The following is a 16,779-nucleotide window of genomic DNA, read 5'->3' as shown; positions in this document are numbered from 1 at the left end:
TTCCCCCCTTTGGTCGGGCGTCACAGCCAGCCGTGTGCCCGATACCAAGTAACAGTTTCGTCGAAGCCTTCCTGAAGCGGCACCGACGCCTGGTAGGCAAAATCACGGTGTGCCGCCCCGGAGGTGCACATGATGCAGGCGTCCCGTATTTCGAGCGCCTTCTCCCGATTCAGCGGAGGGTATGCGCCGAAGAGGCCCCCGACTTTCTCCACCATCGTGCCGACTGGAACGATGAGCGGGCGAGGAATGCGGAGCGTCGCGACGCGGCGCCCCAGGGCCTGTGCTGCGGCATCCCGGACCTGATCCCAACTGTACGGCGGGTCCGCTCCGAGGAAGTAGGTCTGATTCCGCGTTTCGGCAGTCTCTGCGGCATCGATCATGCCCCGAACCAGATCCCGTACGTGGACCAGGGTCATGGCGGGCCCCTTGGCGCCGCCTACCACGGCGAACAGCCGGCGGGAAGCAGCCTGGAAAACGGTAAAGATGTCGGAGTCGCGTGGCCCGTAGACGGCCGGCGGCCGAACCACGCTGAGGTCCAGTTGCTGCCGCCAGGGCTCGATGGCGACCTCCATCAGGGCCTTGCTGCGCCCGTATTGCGACACGGGATTGAGCGGAGTGGACTCGTCCGCGATGTCCGCCGCCACGTCGCCGACGGCGGCCAGGCTGCTGACGATCTGGATGCGGGGCGGCTGGTCCAGTGTGGCGGCTGCCTCCAACAGATTGGTCGTGCCCGTTATGTTGGCCGCCTCGAATTCCTCCCAGGTTCGCGCCCGCGTGCGGCCGGCCACGTGGAAGACCACGCTGCAACCTTGCATGGCCTGCGCCAGGGTCGGACCGTGCGTCAGGTCTCCGCGCACCGGCGTGTGGGCGATGTGCTCCAGCCAGCCCGGTTTGTTGCGCACCAGGCAACGGATCTCCTCATACCCGCGGGCTCGCAGGGCCTCCACGAGATGGCTTCCGACGAACCCCGTGCCGCCGGTGACGAAAACGGGGCGTCGATCAGCCATTGGCAGTCAGCCGGACCACATTCTCTATGTGGTGGGTGTGGGGGAAGAGATCGACGGGTTGGGACCACTCGGCGCGGTAGGCATCTCCGAGCAGGGCGATGTCCCGGGCCTGCGTGCGGGGGTTGCAACTCACGTACACCAGGCGCTCCGGACGGACCTGAGCAATCTGCTTGACCACCTTGGGGTGGATGCCGGCGCGTGGTGGATCGACAATCATCACATCCGGCTTTCCGTGCTTGCGCACAAACTCGGGCGTGAGCAGCTTGAGCATGTCGCCCGATTCGAACGTGACGTTCTCGATCCCGTTGGCCTTCGCGTTGGCGCGGGCATTCACGACGGCATCCTCGACCAGTTCAACGCCGATCACGTGCTTGACGTGAGGGGCTACAAAGAGGCTGATGGAGCCTGCACCGCAGTACAGGTCATACAGGTGATCCTCCGGCGTCAGGTCGCCGGCCTCCAGGGCCACCTTGTACAGGGTTTCTGCCTGCTTTGTGTTGGTCTGGAAGAAGGCGTTCGGTGCGATCTCGAATGTGAGACCCCCGATCATGTCATGATAGACCCCGGGGCCAAACACGGCGTGGATCTCCTCCCCGAACGCCGTTTGGGCCACGCCAGAATTGACGGCGTTGACGAACGTGGTCACCTGTGGAAACTCCTCCTGCAGCCACGCCCCGAATTCGACCATGCGCTCGGCGTCGTACCGGTTCGTTACGAGGTTGACGAGTAGCTCATCCGTGTTGCCCGCCTGCCGGATGACCAGGTGTCGCAGATAGCCGGTATGCTTTCGAATATGCCAGGGCTTCCAGCCGCGCTCCTGTGCGAAGCCGCGAACTGCATTTACCAGCCGGGCGCTCAGGCCCGACTGCAGGTGGCACTCCTCCAGGTCGATCACCTTGTTGAAATAGCCCGGGGCGTGCAGGCCAAGGGCAAACTGCAGATTGAACGGTTCGCCACTGGCGATCTCCTCCTTGGTCAGCCACCGTTCGGCGCTGAAGGAGAACTCCATCTTGTTGCGGTACTCGTAGATCTGCTCGGAGCCGAGCGTCGGCCGCATGGTGATGCCGGTCAGTCCGCCCTCGTGCTCAAGCGCCTCCCGTACACTCTGGGTCTTGGCCTCGAGCTGCGCCTCGTACTGCACGTGCTGCCATTTGCATCCGCCGCATGTGCCAAAGTATCGGCAGCGTGGATCGGTTCGCAGCGGGCTCGGCGTCAGCACCTCATCGATACGGGCCTCCCCGAAGGATTTGCGCTTTCGGATCAGGGTGCCGCGCACCACATCGCCCGGGACACCCCCTGGGACAAACACCACGTATCCATCCACGCGGGACAGGGATTTACCGCGGTCGGCGAATTTCTCGATGGAGAGCTCCAGTTGGGCTCCTTTCTTCATGCGCGATAGGGGTCGCAACGGACCCGTTGGAAAGAGTGGCTACCAGCCTGGTGGCGGATCGGCGTGTTCGGCCGCGCTGCGTGCAGCCTGTGCCAGCCAGGTGGCCGTCTCGATGGAGCCGCTCTCTTCGATGAGCAGTTTTCGCGTCTCGGTGAGACGCTGGGCAAAGTGCCGGGCCAGCAAGGTGGCGACCGCGGCTCCGGTCTTGGGATGACGGCGCTGCAAGGTGCGGAATTCGGGGCTGAACAGGCCGAGCACCTGGGTGGGCACGGTGGCCTGCGCGCTTTCCGTGCGCTTGATCACGCCGCCTCCCAGCAGACAGGTCGCGCCTAGAATCTCATTCGGCCCCACCTCGCAGATCTCGTGGGTGGTGCCTTCGGGGTCCTCCACAAGCAACCGTACGTTACCGGACTGTACCACATACAGGCCGATGCCGGGGTCGCCCTCGTAGTAGAGAAACTCGTCCTTTCGATACGACCGCTCGTGAAACGCGGCTGCCAGATCCAGCAGCATGCCGCGAGGCAGCGGCCGAAAGAGCGGGATCTCGTCCAGCAGTTCGGCCATCGCGCGTACACGGGCATCCTCCTCGCGCCGAAAGACACGATTTGCAAGGCGCCGGAGCGCATCCAGTATGGTGGAGCCGATGGCCATGCTCAGAAGGTATGGCCGATGCCGAACTGGGGCACAAAATTGGACAGCCCATCGGGCAGGAATTCGCCACTTCTCAAGGGATCGTGCACCTTGAACGCCAGGTCGAGCCGCACGATGAGATAGTCCCAGCCCAGCCGAAGTCCGACGCCGGACCCCACACCGATCTCTTTGTAGAAGCGGTCCAGACGGAAGCGGCCGGCGTCTGGGCCCGGGTTTCGGGGGCCGGACCAGACGTTACCCGCATCCACAAACAGGGCCAGGCTCCAGGCGGCTTCGAAAAGGCTGCGGATGACGACAAGTCTGTGCTCTACGGATGCCTCCAGTTTCACCTCGCCGCCCAGAATGTTCGTGCCACCCACACCGACCGAGTCCGAAAACGAGGCAGAGCCAGGTCCGAGCTCGCGGAGACGCCATGCCCTGACACTCGAGGCACCACCCGAATAGAACCGCCGGTCGAAGGGGACCACGTCCGCCTGTCCGATGGGCCGGGCAACGCCCACAACGGTTTTCCAGGCCAGTACGCGTCCGGGAGCGATCGTGTGATAACGTCTCAGGTCCACAGCGCCCCGCAGGTACTGGCGGTAGATGAGGCGGTCGTCGCTGCTGGACCCTCCGAAGAATGGCAATCCAGGCAGGGTGCCCTGGGCAGGACCGGGATCAAATACAAAGCGGTCCAGGAGGTACGGCAGGTTGCCCCCGATCTCGACCGAACCCTCGTAGGCATGCCCGTCGTCGCGCCGGAAGGGGTCCACACGACCGGACCGCAGGGTGTATCGGAGCGCGTTGTTGATCTGTGGCTGGGTATAGTCCTCCACGATCTGGCCCTGCTGCACCGGGTCGTCAATGCTGGCCAGCACATCGTCCAGAAATATGTCTCCAAAGCCCGCCAGGGTGTCCGGGTTGGATACGCTGACGTCCAGTACATCCACGAAACTGGTCAGCGTTGGCGTGTGGCGCAGTTCGTAGCGATAGCTCAGGTTGCCCCGCCCCCTGAGCACCAGGCGGAGGGCGTCGCGCCGGGCCGCGAGGAAGCTGACCGAGACCCGCGTGCGCGCATCGAACAGTCCCAGCCGACGGTCAAGTCCGCCGACCGGCCACGTCAGATAGGGGAAGGAGAATGTGCCTGAAATGTCCCACTGCGTGCTGGTGAAGCCTTTCTGGAGTCCGAGGTCTGCCGCTATGGTGCCGGTAGAGCGCAACTGGAAGGCCTCTCCCTCGCCGAAGATGTTCAGGTTGGAGTAGCTGACACCAATACCCGTCCCGATCTCGTTGTCACTGTCGGCGAACCCTCCGCTGCGCTGGAGCATGAAGGTCTCAAGCTGAATGCGGTGGCGGTCCCTGGTCTGCAGGTCAAACAGGTGGGGAATGGCGATGGAACCGGAGTCCGGCGGCAGCGGCCGGACATCCGTGAAGGCGAACACGCCGACGGCGTCCAGGCGCCGTTTGGTCGCGTCCACCAGGCTCTGGTCGAACCACTGACCGGGGCGAAACCGCAACGTGCGACGCAGCAGGTCGGGGTCCACCTGGGTGTCGCCCTCGACTGAACCGGGCATTTCGAACGATGTACCGGCCCTGCGCAGAACGAGGGTATCCTGGCGCGTCGCGACTCCGGTCTCCGGACCCGTAACGCGGTAGGCCAGGTCACCGAACCGATAGCGCTGACCCAGGCGAATGTCCATCACCACGTCAAACGAGTCCGGCATTACCGGAATCACGACCGCGTGGATCGAGTCCCGGTTGATGAACGCGTAGCCGGTGTTTCGCAGAAACGTCAGGATACGCCGGCCTTCTTCCAGCAAGAGCGGTTCCGAGTAGCGCTCGTCACCATCCACCTCCGGCCCCGCGGCCCGCGCATCGCCCAGCAGGCTGCCTTCTACCAGCGCCCGACGACGTGCGGTGTCCAGCGGATCCAGCCCTTCGTAGCGGACTTCTCGGATGAACGTCGGCGGACCCGGGTCGATCTGGAACCGGACGTGCACCTTCTCGGCCCCGCGAGTCGAGTCGATGACGGCATCGATGGCAGCGCGGCGAAACCCCTCCTGGTTGTAGAAGAGCTCCAGGCGCTGCACGTCTGCTTCGACGACGTCCAGGTCCAGCTCGCGCGGTGGCTGACCGGTGCTCTGCAGGCCGCGACCGAAGCTGCCTCCAATCCATCCGCCGAACTGGTGCAGCCACAGCCACCAGGTGGCTCCAGGGATGTTCAGAAGTCGACGGTTGCCGCGCGTACGTGTGCGCAGCTCCAACTGCTCGCGCGAAAAGATGAGGTCGCCCTCATAGCGCACATGGGCCACACGGTATTCGGGCGATGCCGTTTGCGCCTGGGAGGCAGAGTGCGGCAGCGCGGCGACCAGAAAGAAGAACCAGGCAGCCCGCCTGAGTAGTCCGCGCGTCCGGTCGGGGGCGGTGTGCCGGCGCCTAGTCTTCCTCGTAGTAGAAGTCGTCATCGCCCGTCGGGTAATCGGGCCAGACTTCCTCAATACTTTCGTACGGCTCTCCGTCATCTTCCATGGCGCGAAGATTGTCCACGACTTCCTGCGGCGCGCCGGTGCGCTCCGCATAGTCCATGAGCTCCACGCGCGAGGCGGGCCAAGGGGCATCCTCCAGGTAGGAGGCCAAGTCAAGAGTCCAGTACATGCTCTATCCGGCAGGAGCAACGTGCTCGCCGGTCACTATAGGATGCTGATTCTTCAAATGCAACGGTCTTCGGGCTCCCGAAAACCGAGGGTTAGAGCCGGAACTACGCGTTCCGTTCCTGCAGATTCTGCGAAGGATGAGGGGCTGTGCGGCCGCCGTCAGTCGAATATGACGGTGGTGTTTTCCGCTTCCTCGAGAATCTTTTTGTAGGCCGCCGGGGTGAGGCTCGGGGCCAGGAAGTAGATCGGATTCAGGGCTCGGCCGTCCAGATCCCGGACCTCATAGTGCAGGTGCGGTGACTTGGAGAGTCCGGTGTTGCCGCTGTAGGCAATCAGGTCTCCACGCTCCACCTTCTGGCCTTTGCGCAGACCGGGCGCGAAGCTGCGCAGGTGCGCGTAGACGGTCACGTACCCTGCCGTCTCATGTCGAATCTTGATGTAGTTGCCGAACCCGTTACCGCGGGTGGCCTCCATGATGACGCCATCGCCAGCGGCGACCACCGGCGTGCCGGTGTTGACGTTGATGTCCACGCCATAATGCATGCGACGCACCTTCAGGATCGGATGGTAGCGCATGCCGAAGCCGGAGATGACCCGGCCTTCCGAGGGGATGATGACCGGCATTTCGTCCAGTTGGCGATCATACTCGCCTGCGAACCGGGTGAGCTCGCGGTAGCTGTCCGTCTGCAGTCCGATCTGGAGTTCCAACCGATCCAGTCCCTGAGCGGTATTGCGCAGAAGCGAAGCCGCATTCGGGCTGAACCGTCCGAACGCTGCGTAGGCGTCGGTACCACCGACACCCACCTGGCGCACGTCGTCAGAGATGGGATCTGCCTGGAAGATGGAGCGATACAGCTCCTGGTCTTTCTCACTCAGCTCCGCCAACTGACCGGTCACGGCGGAGATGCGCGCATCGAAGTCGGCCAACTGCTGCTGCAGCGCTTCATTTTCTGCGCGAAGCGCGAGTTCCTGTGGCGTTTCTACCACATGATCCATACCCCAGGTGAGTCCGAGGGCAAGAAGGAGCGCAACCGACACGACTCCAGCCACCTGCATTTGCAGGCGCTTCCTCCGGCTCTTCAGCTCAACAAAGGAGCAGGACTCGGAGTCGTAATAGTAGTAGCGGTGTTTAGCCATGCGTCGACGGGGAGCGACCTTCGACCGGGTACTTTGGTGGGGAGTATCGGCCGAGAAGAATGTTTCGGAAGCAACCGATCGAATTTGCGACGCATTAACCCGCCCCGCATTTCGTCCTCCCGCGGTGTGGGTGCCGCTGGTACCAGAAGAGGTATGACGAAGATTGTGGGGCAAATCCGGGGGTTGGAGACCTGACTCAGCAGCGTCAGGCGTTCCTGTCAGTCTGCCGGGGGTATGGGGGGTGGAAGCGGGTCGGAGGCGTGCGTTTCGGTTGAGGGGTTAGTCCCGGGGGATAAGGCCCGCGGAACCGGGTGAGTATACCAAGACCGATCGGGGGGGGTCAAGGTGCTCATCACGCCCCAACGCCATCGCAGGTGGTCAGGTTCGCTTGCGCTGCTAAACCCGGGACTTCCCGGGGGGAGGGCCGGACCCCAGCACGCGCGCCGGACGTCTGGCAATCACCGCCACAGAAAGGTCGTCACTTGGTCTGGCGGCTCCTACAAAGGCCTCGACGGCGTCTACGATCTGCTCGCCAACTTCTGCTGCGGAATGGCCATAGGCATACTCCAGCAGTCGATGAAAGCGGTCATCGCCAAAGAACGACCCATACTGGTCGCGGGCTTCGGTGACCCCATCGCTGACCAGCACCAGAACCTCGCCCGGCTCCATGTGGAGGTCCGATTCGGTGTAGCGCGCATTGACCGACAGGCCGATCGCCGGGCCTCCCTTGTCGGTCTCCACCACGCCTTCCCGCTTCACCAGATGCGGTGGCAAATGGCCGGCGTTTACAAAACGAACCTCACCGGCATCCCGGGTCAACTCCGCATAGACAAGACTTGCAAAGCGCCCCGGCAGGCCGTCTCGGCAGAAGATTTCATTCACGCGGGCGCCGAGCTCGGCAAGGGAACGGATGGACGGCGAGATCGCCCGAACGGTCGCCTGCAGCTTGGCCATGAACAGGGCCGCTCCGAGTCCTTTGCCAGAAACGTCTCCGAGGGACACCGCGAACCGCTGTTTGTCCACCTTCTGGCAGTCCACGAGGTCACCGCCGACGTCGTTGGCCGGTGCCGTGTACAGCCATATATCCCAACCCGAAAACTTGGGTCTGCGCTCCGGCATGAGAGCTGACTGGACGACTCGGCCGGCCTCGAGTTCATCGTGCGCCAGGAGCTTGTCTTTCAGTTCCAGCCCGAGGATGAACAGGAGAGCCAAAAAGCCCAGAAGCAGATTGGTGGTGTCACCGCCGGCGCCATCGATGGCCAGCACGACACCCACGAGCAGAATGATGCGGCGGGTCGGGGTGAGCTTCAGGACAAGATTCTTGCACAGATACCAGGTGGAGAAGGCCCAGCGCTTGATGGGGTGCATCTCTGAGAGGCGCTCCCGGGTCTCGCCGTCCAGATAGAAATCGTACGTCTCCTGGAGGTCCTGTCGCAGGGTCTGCGGGATCTCGCCCGAGCTGAAATCGCGGAACACCGACTCCGCGAAGCGGGCCGATTTCTCGTAAACGGTCTCTGTTTCTGGTGCCTGCGACATGGAGGGATGGGCCTTCTACGAACCGGGCATCGATTGGGTGCAGTGCCGGGCCACGAACTGTGCGTAGTTTCCTGATCCCCAACCGGAGCGCCCATGGACTGGATTGTACTGCTTCCCCCAATTGCCGCAATTGTGCTGGCACTCTGGACCAAGGAGGTCTATCTGTCGCTGTTTGCCGGCCTCTGGATCGGCACGACGATTCTCGTCGGTGGCAATCCCATTCACGGAATGCGGGAATTGGTGGAACAGCTGGTTCTGGTTTTTCAGGATGCCGGCAATACCCGCATCGTCTTCTTCTGCCTGCTCGTTGGTGGTTTGATGGCCCTTGTTCAGGCTTCCGGCGGTGTGACGGGCTTTGTGGAGTGGGCTCAACGCAGGGGCTGGGGGCAGACACGTCGTGGCGCCGAACTGCTCGCGTGGGTCGTGGGCCTCATTGTGTTTGTGGAGTCATCCATCACGTGTCTGGTGGTGGGTGCCGTGAGCCGGCCGTTCTTCGACAAGCTCAAGATTCCTCGGGAGAAGCTGGCCTTTTACTGTGACTCGACCAGCGCCCCCGTCTGCATGACGCTTCCGCTCAACGGCTGGGGAGCCTACATCCTGGGACTTCTCGCGGCTCAGGGCATTACGGCCGGCGCGGTAGGCCTGTTGGTCTCCGGCCTGCTGTTCAACTTCTATAGCTGGTTTGCCATTCTCTTCGCACTCGGCGTTGCGCTGTTCGGATGGCGGTTCGGCTCCATGAAAGCAGCAGAGACGCGCGCGCTGGAAACCGGCCAGTTGACCCGGCCCGGCTCAACCCCGCTGGTCGCGGAGGAGATCGCCGAGCTGGAGCCGGTGGAAGGGTCGCCTCGGCAGGCACGGGATCTCCTGATTCCGCTGGGTGCCATGGTCCTGATGATCTTTGTCGGGCTCTACATCACGGGCGATGGTGACATGATGGCGGGGTCCGGCTCAACATCCGTGCTCTGGGCAGTCGGCACGGCCATTTTTGTGGCCTCGATTCTGTACCTGATCCCCCGCAACGGGCGCAGGGTGATGACCCCGATGGAAGCCAGCGCGCTTGTGCTGAAGGGTTCGGCCGGGCTCGTGGGCGTAACGGTTCTGATTGTCTTTGCGTTTGCCCTCGGGCAGGTGTCCCGTGCCCTCGAGATGGGTCCCTACGTGGTGAGTCTCGTGGGCGATGGGGTCCCGACCTGGTGGATCCCGGCGCTGGTGTTTGTGGTCACCTCCTTCATCTCATTCACGCTCGGGTCCTCCTGGACGGCTTTTGCCATCCTGCTGCCCATCGCCCTTCCGCTCGCTACCGGCCTCAATCTGCCGGAGGCGTTGATGCTCGGCGCCGTGCTGTCGGGGGGTGTCTGGGGCGATCACGCTTCGCCGCTGTCCGACACGTCCATCATATCATCCATGTCCGCGGCCTGCGACCACGTGGACCACGTGCGCACCCAAATGCCTTACGCCTTTGCGATTGGCGGGGTAGCATTTGCAGCCTATCTGGTGGCGGGACTGGTGGTGTGACGAACTGGGCGTTTGAGAACTGGGGGCGCATTGTGGCGGGGGCGACGCTTTTGGCCGGGTTGTTCGGCCTCATGCATATGATGGGGCGACTGGTCATCGGCATGCCGACCCTGGCCGACGGTTCGACGCTGGCGCTGTCCGGCCTGGTTTTGGGCGGATATCTGATCATCGGCGGGTGGCTGAACAGGAACCCGCTCCCGGCAGATGAGTAGCGAATAGCGAAATTTCGCTAGGCTGCATTATCCCCTGCTGATGGACGCCGTCCTGAACCTGGAAGACACACGATCCGCGTACGAAAAGGCCGCTGACGAGGGCATTGATCCGCGTTGCGTGCCACAGAACCTGGAGGACAATCCTCCCATCGGTCCGGACATCGTGGCTCCGGAATACTCGGCTCTGGAGCACGACAACTGGCGCTTCCTGTTTGACCGGCAGATGAAGCTTCTGCCCGGCAGGGCCGGTCAGGCCTTCCTTGAAGGCGTCGAGGTGTTGCACATGACGCCGGACCGTATCCCGCGTCTGGCAGACCTGAGCGCCCGCATGGAGGAGGCTACGGGCTGGCGCATCGCCCGCATCCCGGGGCTGTTGCACGAGCGCGACTTCTTCAGACTTCTGTCGGAGCGCACGTTTCCGTCAACGGACTATATCCGCGGTGTCGAAGAACTGGACTACACGCCGGCCCCGGACTGCTTCCACGACATCTTCGGCCACATGCCCATGCTGACCGAGCCGGCCTTTGCCGACTTCTATCAGCTCTTCGGCCAGGCAGCCCTGCACGCGGAGGGTGCCGATCGACCTCGGCTGGAGCGCCTCCACTGGTTCACGGTGGAGTTCGGGCTCATCAAGCAGGAAGAGGGCACTCGTATCTTCGGCGCGGGCGTGATGTCCTCGAAGAACGAGGTCCTGAACGCGCTCTCAGACAAGGTGGAGCGCCTGTCGTTCGATGTCGAGCGCATCGTCGAGCAGGACTACGACGTCTGGCACCTGCAGCCCATTCTGTTCGAGCTCGAAAGCTTCGAACAGCTCGTGGAGAGCTTCCGAGACTGGACGCACGCGAAAGGGCTGCTGTAGGGCAGCTTCCTCTCGCGGCTCACGTCTTTCGGCCTAGGCCTCTACGCCGTCGGCGTAAATGGTGTCGATGTAGTCGCAGATCATGCGATGGGCCGAGAACTCATAGCTGAGTTTGCTCATCGCGCTGCGCATGCGGGCTACCCAGGCTTCTGGCACGCCGCTCTTCCGATCATAGAACTCCGGCACTACGGACTCGGCGAGGGTCTGATACAGGAAGTTGGCGTCTTCCGGGTCCTGAACCGCAGGATCCTTGTATTCGTGCCCCGCATCACTGCCGATGGCCCAGCCGTTGGTCCCGTCATAGCCTTCCGGCCACCAGCCATCCAGAATGGACAGGTTGAGGCCGCCATGGATGGCCACCTTCTGGCCGCTCGTACCGCTGGCCTCGTAGGGGCGCCGCGGGTTGTTGAGCCAGACGTCGGATCCGGAAACCAGCATGCGGCCGACCTCCATGTTGTAGTTCTCCAGAAAGACCAGGCGACCGTTGAAGCGCGGGTCCTGCGTCAGCTCAAAGATCTGGTGGATGAACCGCTGGCCCTCCTTGTCGGCGGGATGGGCCTTGCCGGCGTAGATGACCTGGATCGGACGTTTGGGGTCATTGAACAGCGCGGCCGCACGATCGAGGTCCGAGAAGAGGAGCGGCGCACGCTTGTAGGTCGCGAACCGGCGCGCGAAGCCGATGGTCAATACGTCCGGATCCAGATTGGCCGTCTGCGGCATGGTCTGGTACCGGATGTGGTGCTTCACGTAGTCGATCAGCGCTGTACGCAGTCCCGAGCGGTACGCCCAGAGTTCCCTGTCGGAGGCGCCGCTCAGACGATCCCAAACGGCGGATTCTTCGCGGTTGTCCATCCAGTCCTCGCCCAGCTTGTCGGCCAGGAAGCCTCGCGCTTTCGGCGAAGTCCAGGTGGGAAGGTGGATACCGTTCGTCACATGGCCGATGGGCACGTTCTCCACTGCGCGGTCGGCGTACAGGTGGTGCCACTGCCGGCGGGCGACCTCGCCGTTGAGCCGGGACACGCCGTTGGACGAGCGGGCCAGCTTGAGCCCGAGCACCGTCATCGTAAACTGCTCGGAGATGTCGTGCGGATTCACCCGACCCCAGCCGAGTAGTTCGTGCTCGGAGAAGCCGATCTGCTCGCGGAACTGCGCCATCTGCTCCAGGAAGAGCGCAGGGTCGAAACGGTCATGACCGGCCGCCACGGGCGTATGCGTGGTGAACACACAGTGCTGGCGCACCCAATCCTCGGCCTGGTGATCCCAGCCGCGACGCTCGCGCAGGAGCTCCAGCGCCATGAGGGCACAGTGCCCCTCGTTCATGTGGTACACGTCGGCTTGCTCGCCAAGCGCACGCAGCATGCGCAGACCACCGATACCCAGGATGATTTCCTGCTGCAGACGCGTGGTACGGTTGCCCTGATACAGGCGGCGCGTCAGGAAACGGAGTTCGTAGGGGTTCTCGTCAAAGTCGGTGTCCAGCAGGTACAGCGTAGAACGGCCGACCTTCAGACGCCATGCGCGAAGGTGTACCGTCTGCCATCCAGAATGCACGGTGACCACGACCTCGGAGCCGTCAGGACCACGCACCAGTTCGACCGGGTGGCGGGTGGCGTCTATTGACGGATACTCGTCCTGCTGCCAGCCCTTGGGGTCGAAATACTGCTTGAAATAGCCGTCACGCAGGAAAAGGCCGACCGCCACAAACGGAAGGCCGACATCAGACGCCGCCTTGACGTGATCGCCGGCCAGGATGCCCAAACCGCCGGAATAGAGGGGCAGGCTCTCATGAAGGCCGAACTCCATGCAGAAGTAGGCCGTGCGGGGCGCATCGGCGTGCTTTCCGCGCGAGGTCATGTAGCCGTCGAAGTCTGCAAAGACCTCATCGACCTCCGCCTGATACGACTTCTGCGCCAGAACGGCCGGGTCCGCCTGCCGCAGGGCGGCGACCGGGCTGTTGCCGGCGGCGCGGAACGCTCCGGGATTCAGCTGACGAAAGAGCTCTATAGCTTCCGGGTGCCAGCTCCACCACAGGTTGCGGGAGAGCGTTTCCAGTTTCTGCAGGGTGTCCATATCTCTGGGCCAGGTGGGTCGACGGGTCGCCGTATGCGCACGGCGGCCGGAAACGGCAGGCGCGCCATTTCGTGCAACGAACGCGGGAAATACGGGCGGTTCCGGTCCGGCCCGGATCGCAACAAAACATTCAAATCACGTCCTGTGGCCCCAAAATCGCTGGAAGCGCTGCCAACGACCGTAGAAGAGGCGAGAACCCGCATCCGGGCGTTGATCGAACCTGCAGCCCCGGAAACGGCTGCGAGAGAGACCGACTGGATCCTTGAATGGGTCACGGGCCTGGACCGGGCCCGACTGCTTGTTGCCGGGAATTCGCCGCTCGATTCCGATCAGGCGAATCGGGCGATGGGAGCTGCGATGCGCCGGGCGACTCGCGAGCCCCTGCAGTACATCCTTGGGCGGGCTGATTTCTTCGGTCGCACGTTCGAGGTCGGTCCCGGAGCGCTGATTCCCAGGCCGGAGACCGAGCACCTGGTGGAAGAGGCCCTGCAGGGGCTGCCCGGGAATGCGCGCGTACTTGACGCAGGCGCCGGCAGCGGCTGCATCGCCTGTACGATCTCGCTGGAACGGCCCGATGTCAGTGTCTTTGCCCTGGACATCAGTCCGGTGGCGCTGGACTGGTCGCGGCGAAATACGCAGAAGCTGGACGCGCGTGTGACCCACATCCAGGGAGACATGCTGAATCCGGAGCAGGTGCTCCCGCGGGGGCTGGACCTCATCGCCAGTAACCCCCCGTACGTACCGCGCGAGGACGCCCCGGATCTGCAACCCGAACTCGCACATGAGCCGGAGACGGCGCTCTTTGTGGACGGCGATCGTGAGGCGTATGTCCGTGCGCTTGTCCGGTGGGCCGGCCGTCTCCTGGTGCCCGGTGGCCGACTGCTTGTTGAGACCCATGCGCCGGATGCGGCGCGTCTTCTGGAGTTGCTTCGGAGTACTCACTTGGGTGCCCAGCGCATCGTCAGGGACCTCTCCGGCAGGCCGCGCGTCTTGTGCGCCACCCGACAACCGTTCTGACCGCCATGACCACCCGCCGCCAGTTCCTGCAATCAGCCGCGCTTGTCGGCGCGGGCCTCTCCGCGTTTCCGTCTCGTGCGATGGGCTCATTCACAAAGCCGCGGAGACTGCTGATTCTGGGCGGCACAGGTTTCATCGGCCCCCACATGGTGCGATACGCGCTTGAGCGCGGACATGACGTGACCATTTTCAATCGTGGTCGCACGAACACCCACCTGTTTCCTGACGTGGAGAAGCTGGTCGGAGACCGTGCCGGAGACCTTTCGGCGTTGGAAGGCAGGCGTTGGGATGTGGTCATCGACAACCATGCGACCTTGCCCGGTTGGGTGCGTCGGTCTGCAGGGATGCTCAAAGACGCGGCGGATCAGTACGTGCATGTGTCCACGATCTCGGTCTACGCGCCGGCCTCGTTCGACGGGGCAGAGCCCGGCTCCGACGCGGAGCAGGCTGCGCGCATCCATGAGGACTCGCCGCTTTCGCAGCTTCCGGCCGATCACGATGGCGGGGAGGAGGTTACGGGCGCCACATATGGGCCGTTCAAGTGGATGGCCGAGGGTGAGGCTCGCCAGGCCTTCGGTGACGAGCGTACAACCATTGTGCGGCCGGGACTGATTGTGGGCCCGGGAGACCCGACAGATCGCTTCACCTACTGGCCTGCCCGTCTGGATCGCGGCGGTCGAGTGCTGGCTCCCGGAGATGGTCGGGACCCGGTTCAGTTCATCGATGCTCGAGACCTCACCGCCTGGATTGTGAGGCTGGCCGAGGGAGGAACCGCGGGTGTATTCAACGGCACCGGCCCGGCGGGTCGACTGAGCATGCGCGGGATGCTGGAGGCCGGGCAGGAGGCCGTCGGCAAGGATGCCACTCTTGAGTGGGTGCCCGCGGATTTCCTGTCCGAACATGGTGTGCGTCCATGGGGAGACATGCCGGTCTGGATTCCGTCCAATCCGCTGACCTTTGTGCAGGTGGAGCGCGCCGTGCAGGCAGGACTCACTTTCCGGCCGATTGGAGAGACGTTTCGAGACACCCTGGCGTGGCACAAGGCCCGCCCGGAGGCGGAGCGTGCCGAACCGCGCGCCGGACTCCCCGCCGATCGGGAGGCGGAGGTGCTGACCGCCTGGGACGACGCTTAAGCCACGCTCCGTAGGGACGATCCCTCACGTGTTAACCAGCCGTAGTCCCGTGAAAGCAGCCCTTACCGCACTGACAGTTCTCTCGGTCTTCGTGGCCGGATGCTCGTCGGCCGCGCGCGTTGCCGTACCACGAGATGCCGGAGTGGAGACGGTAGCCTTCACCACAGACGCCGAGCAGATCGATGTCGTCGATGTGGCGACCGCCGTGCTGGTGGCCCATGACTTCACCATCACGCTCGCCAACGAGCGCCTGGGGCTGCTGCAGACCGACTATACGTCCGTGGCGGGAATTGAGGCCATGCGGGCCGATTCAGGACTCGCCCATCCGGCGCTGAATGAGCTGTACATGCGCCTCACCGTCAACGCGGACGATCGGGGCGATGTGCGCTTTGTGCAGATCAAGGGCAACTTCCAGCGCATGCAGGACGGACAGGCCCCGGATGGGCTCATGGGCCTGTACTGGATGGAGCGCCTCGCGGACGACATGGCTCGCGAACTGGGCTCCGACTATCTGCAGCGCGTTTCGGCGGAGACCTACAATCAGGCGCTGGCGAACGCAGACCTGCCCGGGCAGTCCGCCGGCCGCCAGGATCAACTGGGCAGCGGGCTCCGCGCCGTCGGCATTGTCGGCGCCATTCTCTTCGCCGCGACGCTCGCCGCGGGAGTGCTCAGCCCGTCCAGTAGCCGCTAGCGGGGATCGCCCGGCCGACTGAGGAGTTTTTCGGGGGCCACAAACGCCTCAGTCCATGCGTATTGCCCTGGTTCAGTATGCGGTGAGTGACCGCATCGACGAGAATGTTGCCCGCGGTGTTGAAGCCGTCCGGGAGGCGGCCCGCGGTGGAGCAGACCTGGTGGTATTCCCAGAGCTGGCCTTCACGCCGTTTTTTCCGCAGCACAGGCGGACCGGGGATCGCCTGGAGCACGCGGAGAGCCTGCGCGGCGACACCGTGCGTCAATTTCAGGACGTAGCACGGGAATGCGCCGTTGTCGTGGTGCTGAACCTGTTTGAGCAGGACGGCGACCAGGCCTTCGACAGCAGCCCCGTCATCGATGCCGACGGCACGCTCCTCGGCACGACCCGCATGATGCACATCACGCAATACGACGGGTTCTGGGAGCAGGACTACTACGACCCGGGCGATACGGGGGCTCCCGTTTTCGAGACGGCAGCCGGGCGCATCGGCATAGCCATCTGTTACGACCGGCATTACCCGGAGTACATGCGTGCCATAGCGCTGGACGGGGCCGATCTGGTGCTCATCCCGCAGGCCGGGGCGTTGGGCGAGTGGCCGGAAGGGCTGTTTGAGGCCGAGGTGCGTGTGGCCTCATTTCACAACGGCTATTTCTGCGCGCTGGCCAACCGGGTGGGCAAAGAGGACGTGCTTACGTTTGGCGGTGGATCTTTCGTGACTGACCCGGACGGTCGTGTGGTCGCTCGGGCGCCGGAGATGGAGGAGCACATTCTGTACGCTGACCTTGACCTCAGCCGTTGCGACGCTTCTCACGCCCGACAGTTGTTCCTGCAACACCGCCGGGAGGACCAGTATGCCGGGGGCGCCGTGGCTCGGGGCGTGGTCTCCGAGGGCTGAGGCCCTGGGGCTGAACCTTGGTGCTGA

General features: G+C 63.7%; 15 protein-coding genes. 7 read left to right on the top strand and 8 right to left on the bottom strand.

The features are described 5' to 3' along the window. Nucleotides 1–20: 20 nt before the first annotated feature. The 7 genes from JJ896_02440 to JJ896_02410 form a co-directional block, all read right to left on the bottom strand. Nucleotides 21–1,007, bottom strand: coding sequence for an NAD-dependent epimerase/dehydratase family protein (locus tag JJ896_02440; GenBank protein MBO6778489.1), 987 nt, complete (start codon nt 1,005–1,007; stop codon nt 21–23). Beyond that, the gene (gene rlmD, locus JJ896_02435) at nt 1,000–2,400 is read right to left on the bottom strand and encodes a 23S rRNA (uracil(1939)-C(5))-methyltransferase RlmD (protein ID MBO6778488.1); all 1,401 of its coding nucleotides are present in this window, start codon (nt 2,398–2,400) and stop codon (nt 1,000–1,002) included. The genes JJ896_02440 and rlmD overlap by 8 nt, the downstream gene beginning before the upstream one ends. Before the next feature lie 39 nt (nt 2,401–2,439). Beyond that, nucleotides 2,440–3,051: a cyclic nucleotide-binding domain-containing protein gene (locus JJ896_02430; protein MBO6778487.1), complete on the bottom strand. Its 612-nt coding sequence runs from the start codon at nt 3,049–3,051 to the stop codon at nt 2,440–2,442. Nucleotides 3,052–3,053: 2 nt separating this feature from the next. Further along, on the bottom strand, nt 3,054–5,495 hold the full coding sequence (locus JJ896_02425; protein MBO6778486.1) for a BamA/TamA family outer membrane protein: 2,442 nt from the start codon (nt 5,493–5,495) through the stop codon (nt 3,054–3,056). Further along, nucleotides 5,467–5,685, bottom strand: a complete 219-nt coding sequence (locus JJ896_02420) for a DUF2795 domain-containing protein (protein ID MBO6778485.1) — start codon at nt 5,683–5,685, stop codon at nt 5,467–5,469. The genes JJ896_02425 and JJ896_02420 overlap by 29 nt, the downstream gene beginning before the upstream one ends. A gap of 158 nt (nt 5,686–5,843) precedes the next feature. After that, nucleotides 5,844–6,821 carry a M23 family metallopeptidase gene (locus tag JJ896_02415; protein MBO6778484.1) on the bottom strand — a complete coding sequence of 326 codons (978 nt, stop codon included), beginning with the start codon at nt 6,819–6,821 and terminating at the stop codon, nt 5,844–5,846. 396 nt (nt 6,822–7,217) lie between these two features. Further along, nucleotides 7,218–8,357: a serine/threonine-protein phosphatase gene (locus tag JJ896_02410; GenBank protein ID MBO6778483.1), complete on the bottom strand. Its 1,140-nt coding sequence runs from the start codon at nt 8,355–8,357 to the stop codon at nt 7,218–7,220. Between the two features lie 93 nt (nt 8,358–8,450). On the opposite strand from JJ896_02410, the gene JJ896_02405 reads away from it, so the two are divergent. From JJ896_02405 to JJ896_02395, 3 genes are read left to right on the top strand one after another with little or no spacing between them, the layout of a single operon-like run. Next, the gene (locus JJ896_02405; protein ID MBO6778482.1) at nt 8,451–9,872 is read left to right on the top strand and encodes a hypothetical protein; all 1,422 of its coding nucleotides are present in this window, start codon (nt 8,451–8,453) and stop codon (nt 9,870–9,872) included. After that, complete coding sequence (locus JJ896_02400; protein MBO6778481.1) at nt 9,869–10,084, top strand: hypothetical protein; 216 nt, start codon at nt 9,869–9,871, stop codon at nt 10,082–10,084. Before JJ896_02405 ends, JJ896_02400 begins: the two co-directional genes overlap by 4 nt. 40 nt (nt 10,085–10,124) lie before the next feature. Beyond that, a complete protein-coding gene (locus tag JJ896_02395) occupies nt 10,125–10,943 on the top strand; it encodes a phenylalanine 4-monooxygenase (GenBank protein ID MBO6778480.1) in 819 nt (272 codons plus the stop codon). A 33-nt stretch (nt 10,944–10,976) separates the two neighbouring features. On the opposite strand, the gene glgP is transcribed toward JJ896_02395, so the two are convergent. Next, complete coding sequence (gene glgP, locus JJ896_02390) at nt 10,977–13,013, bottom strand: alpha-glucan family phosphorylase (GenBank protein ID MBO6778479.1); 2,037 nt, start codon at nt 13,011–13,013, stop codon at nt 10,977–10,979. A gap of 144 nt (nt 13,014–13,157) precedes the next feature. On the opposite strand from glgP, the gene prmC reads away from it, so the two are divergent. The 4 genes from prmC to JJ896_02370 are packed head-to-tail and all read left to right on the top strand — an operon-like array spanning nt 13,158 to nt 16,752. Beyond that, nucleotides 13,158–14,030 (top strand): peptide chain release factor N(5)-glutamine methyltransferase, encoded by an 873-nt coding sequence (gene prmC / locus JJ896_02385; protein MBO6778478.1) that lies wholly within the window; start codon nt 13,158–13,160, stop codon nt 14,028–14,030. A 5-nt stretch (nt 14,031–14,035) separates the two neighbouring features. Further along, on the top strand, nt 14,036–15,163 hold the full coding sequence (locus JJ896_02380) for an NAD-dependent epimerase/dehydratase family protein (GenBank protein MBO6778477.1): 1,128 nt from the start codon (nt 14,036–14,038) through the stop codon (nt 15,161–15,163). Between the two features lie 49 nt (nt 15,164–15,212). After that, entirely contained in the window at nt 15,213–15,854 is a 642-nt protein-coding gene (locus JJ896_02375; GenBank protein MBO6778476.1) for a hypothetical protein, read from the top strand. A 55-nt stretch (nt 15,855–15,909) separates the two neighbouring features. Next, nucleotides 15,910–16,752 carry a hypothetical protein gene (locus JJ896_02370; protein ID MBO6778475.1) on the top strand — a complete coding sequence of 281 codons (843 nt, stop codon included), beginning with the start codon at nt 15,910–15,912 and terminating at the stop codon, nt 16,750–16,752. Nucleotides 16,753–16,779 lie beyond the last annotated feature (27 nt).

Source organism: Rhodothermales bacterium, assembly GCA_017643395.1.
Taxonomy (GTDB): Bacteria; Bacteroidota; Rhodothermia; order Rhodothermales; family UBA10348; genus JABDJZ01.
The sequence above is the reverse complement of the archived record's forward strand: the minus strand, read 5'-3'. Positions and strand labels throughout refer to the sequence as shown.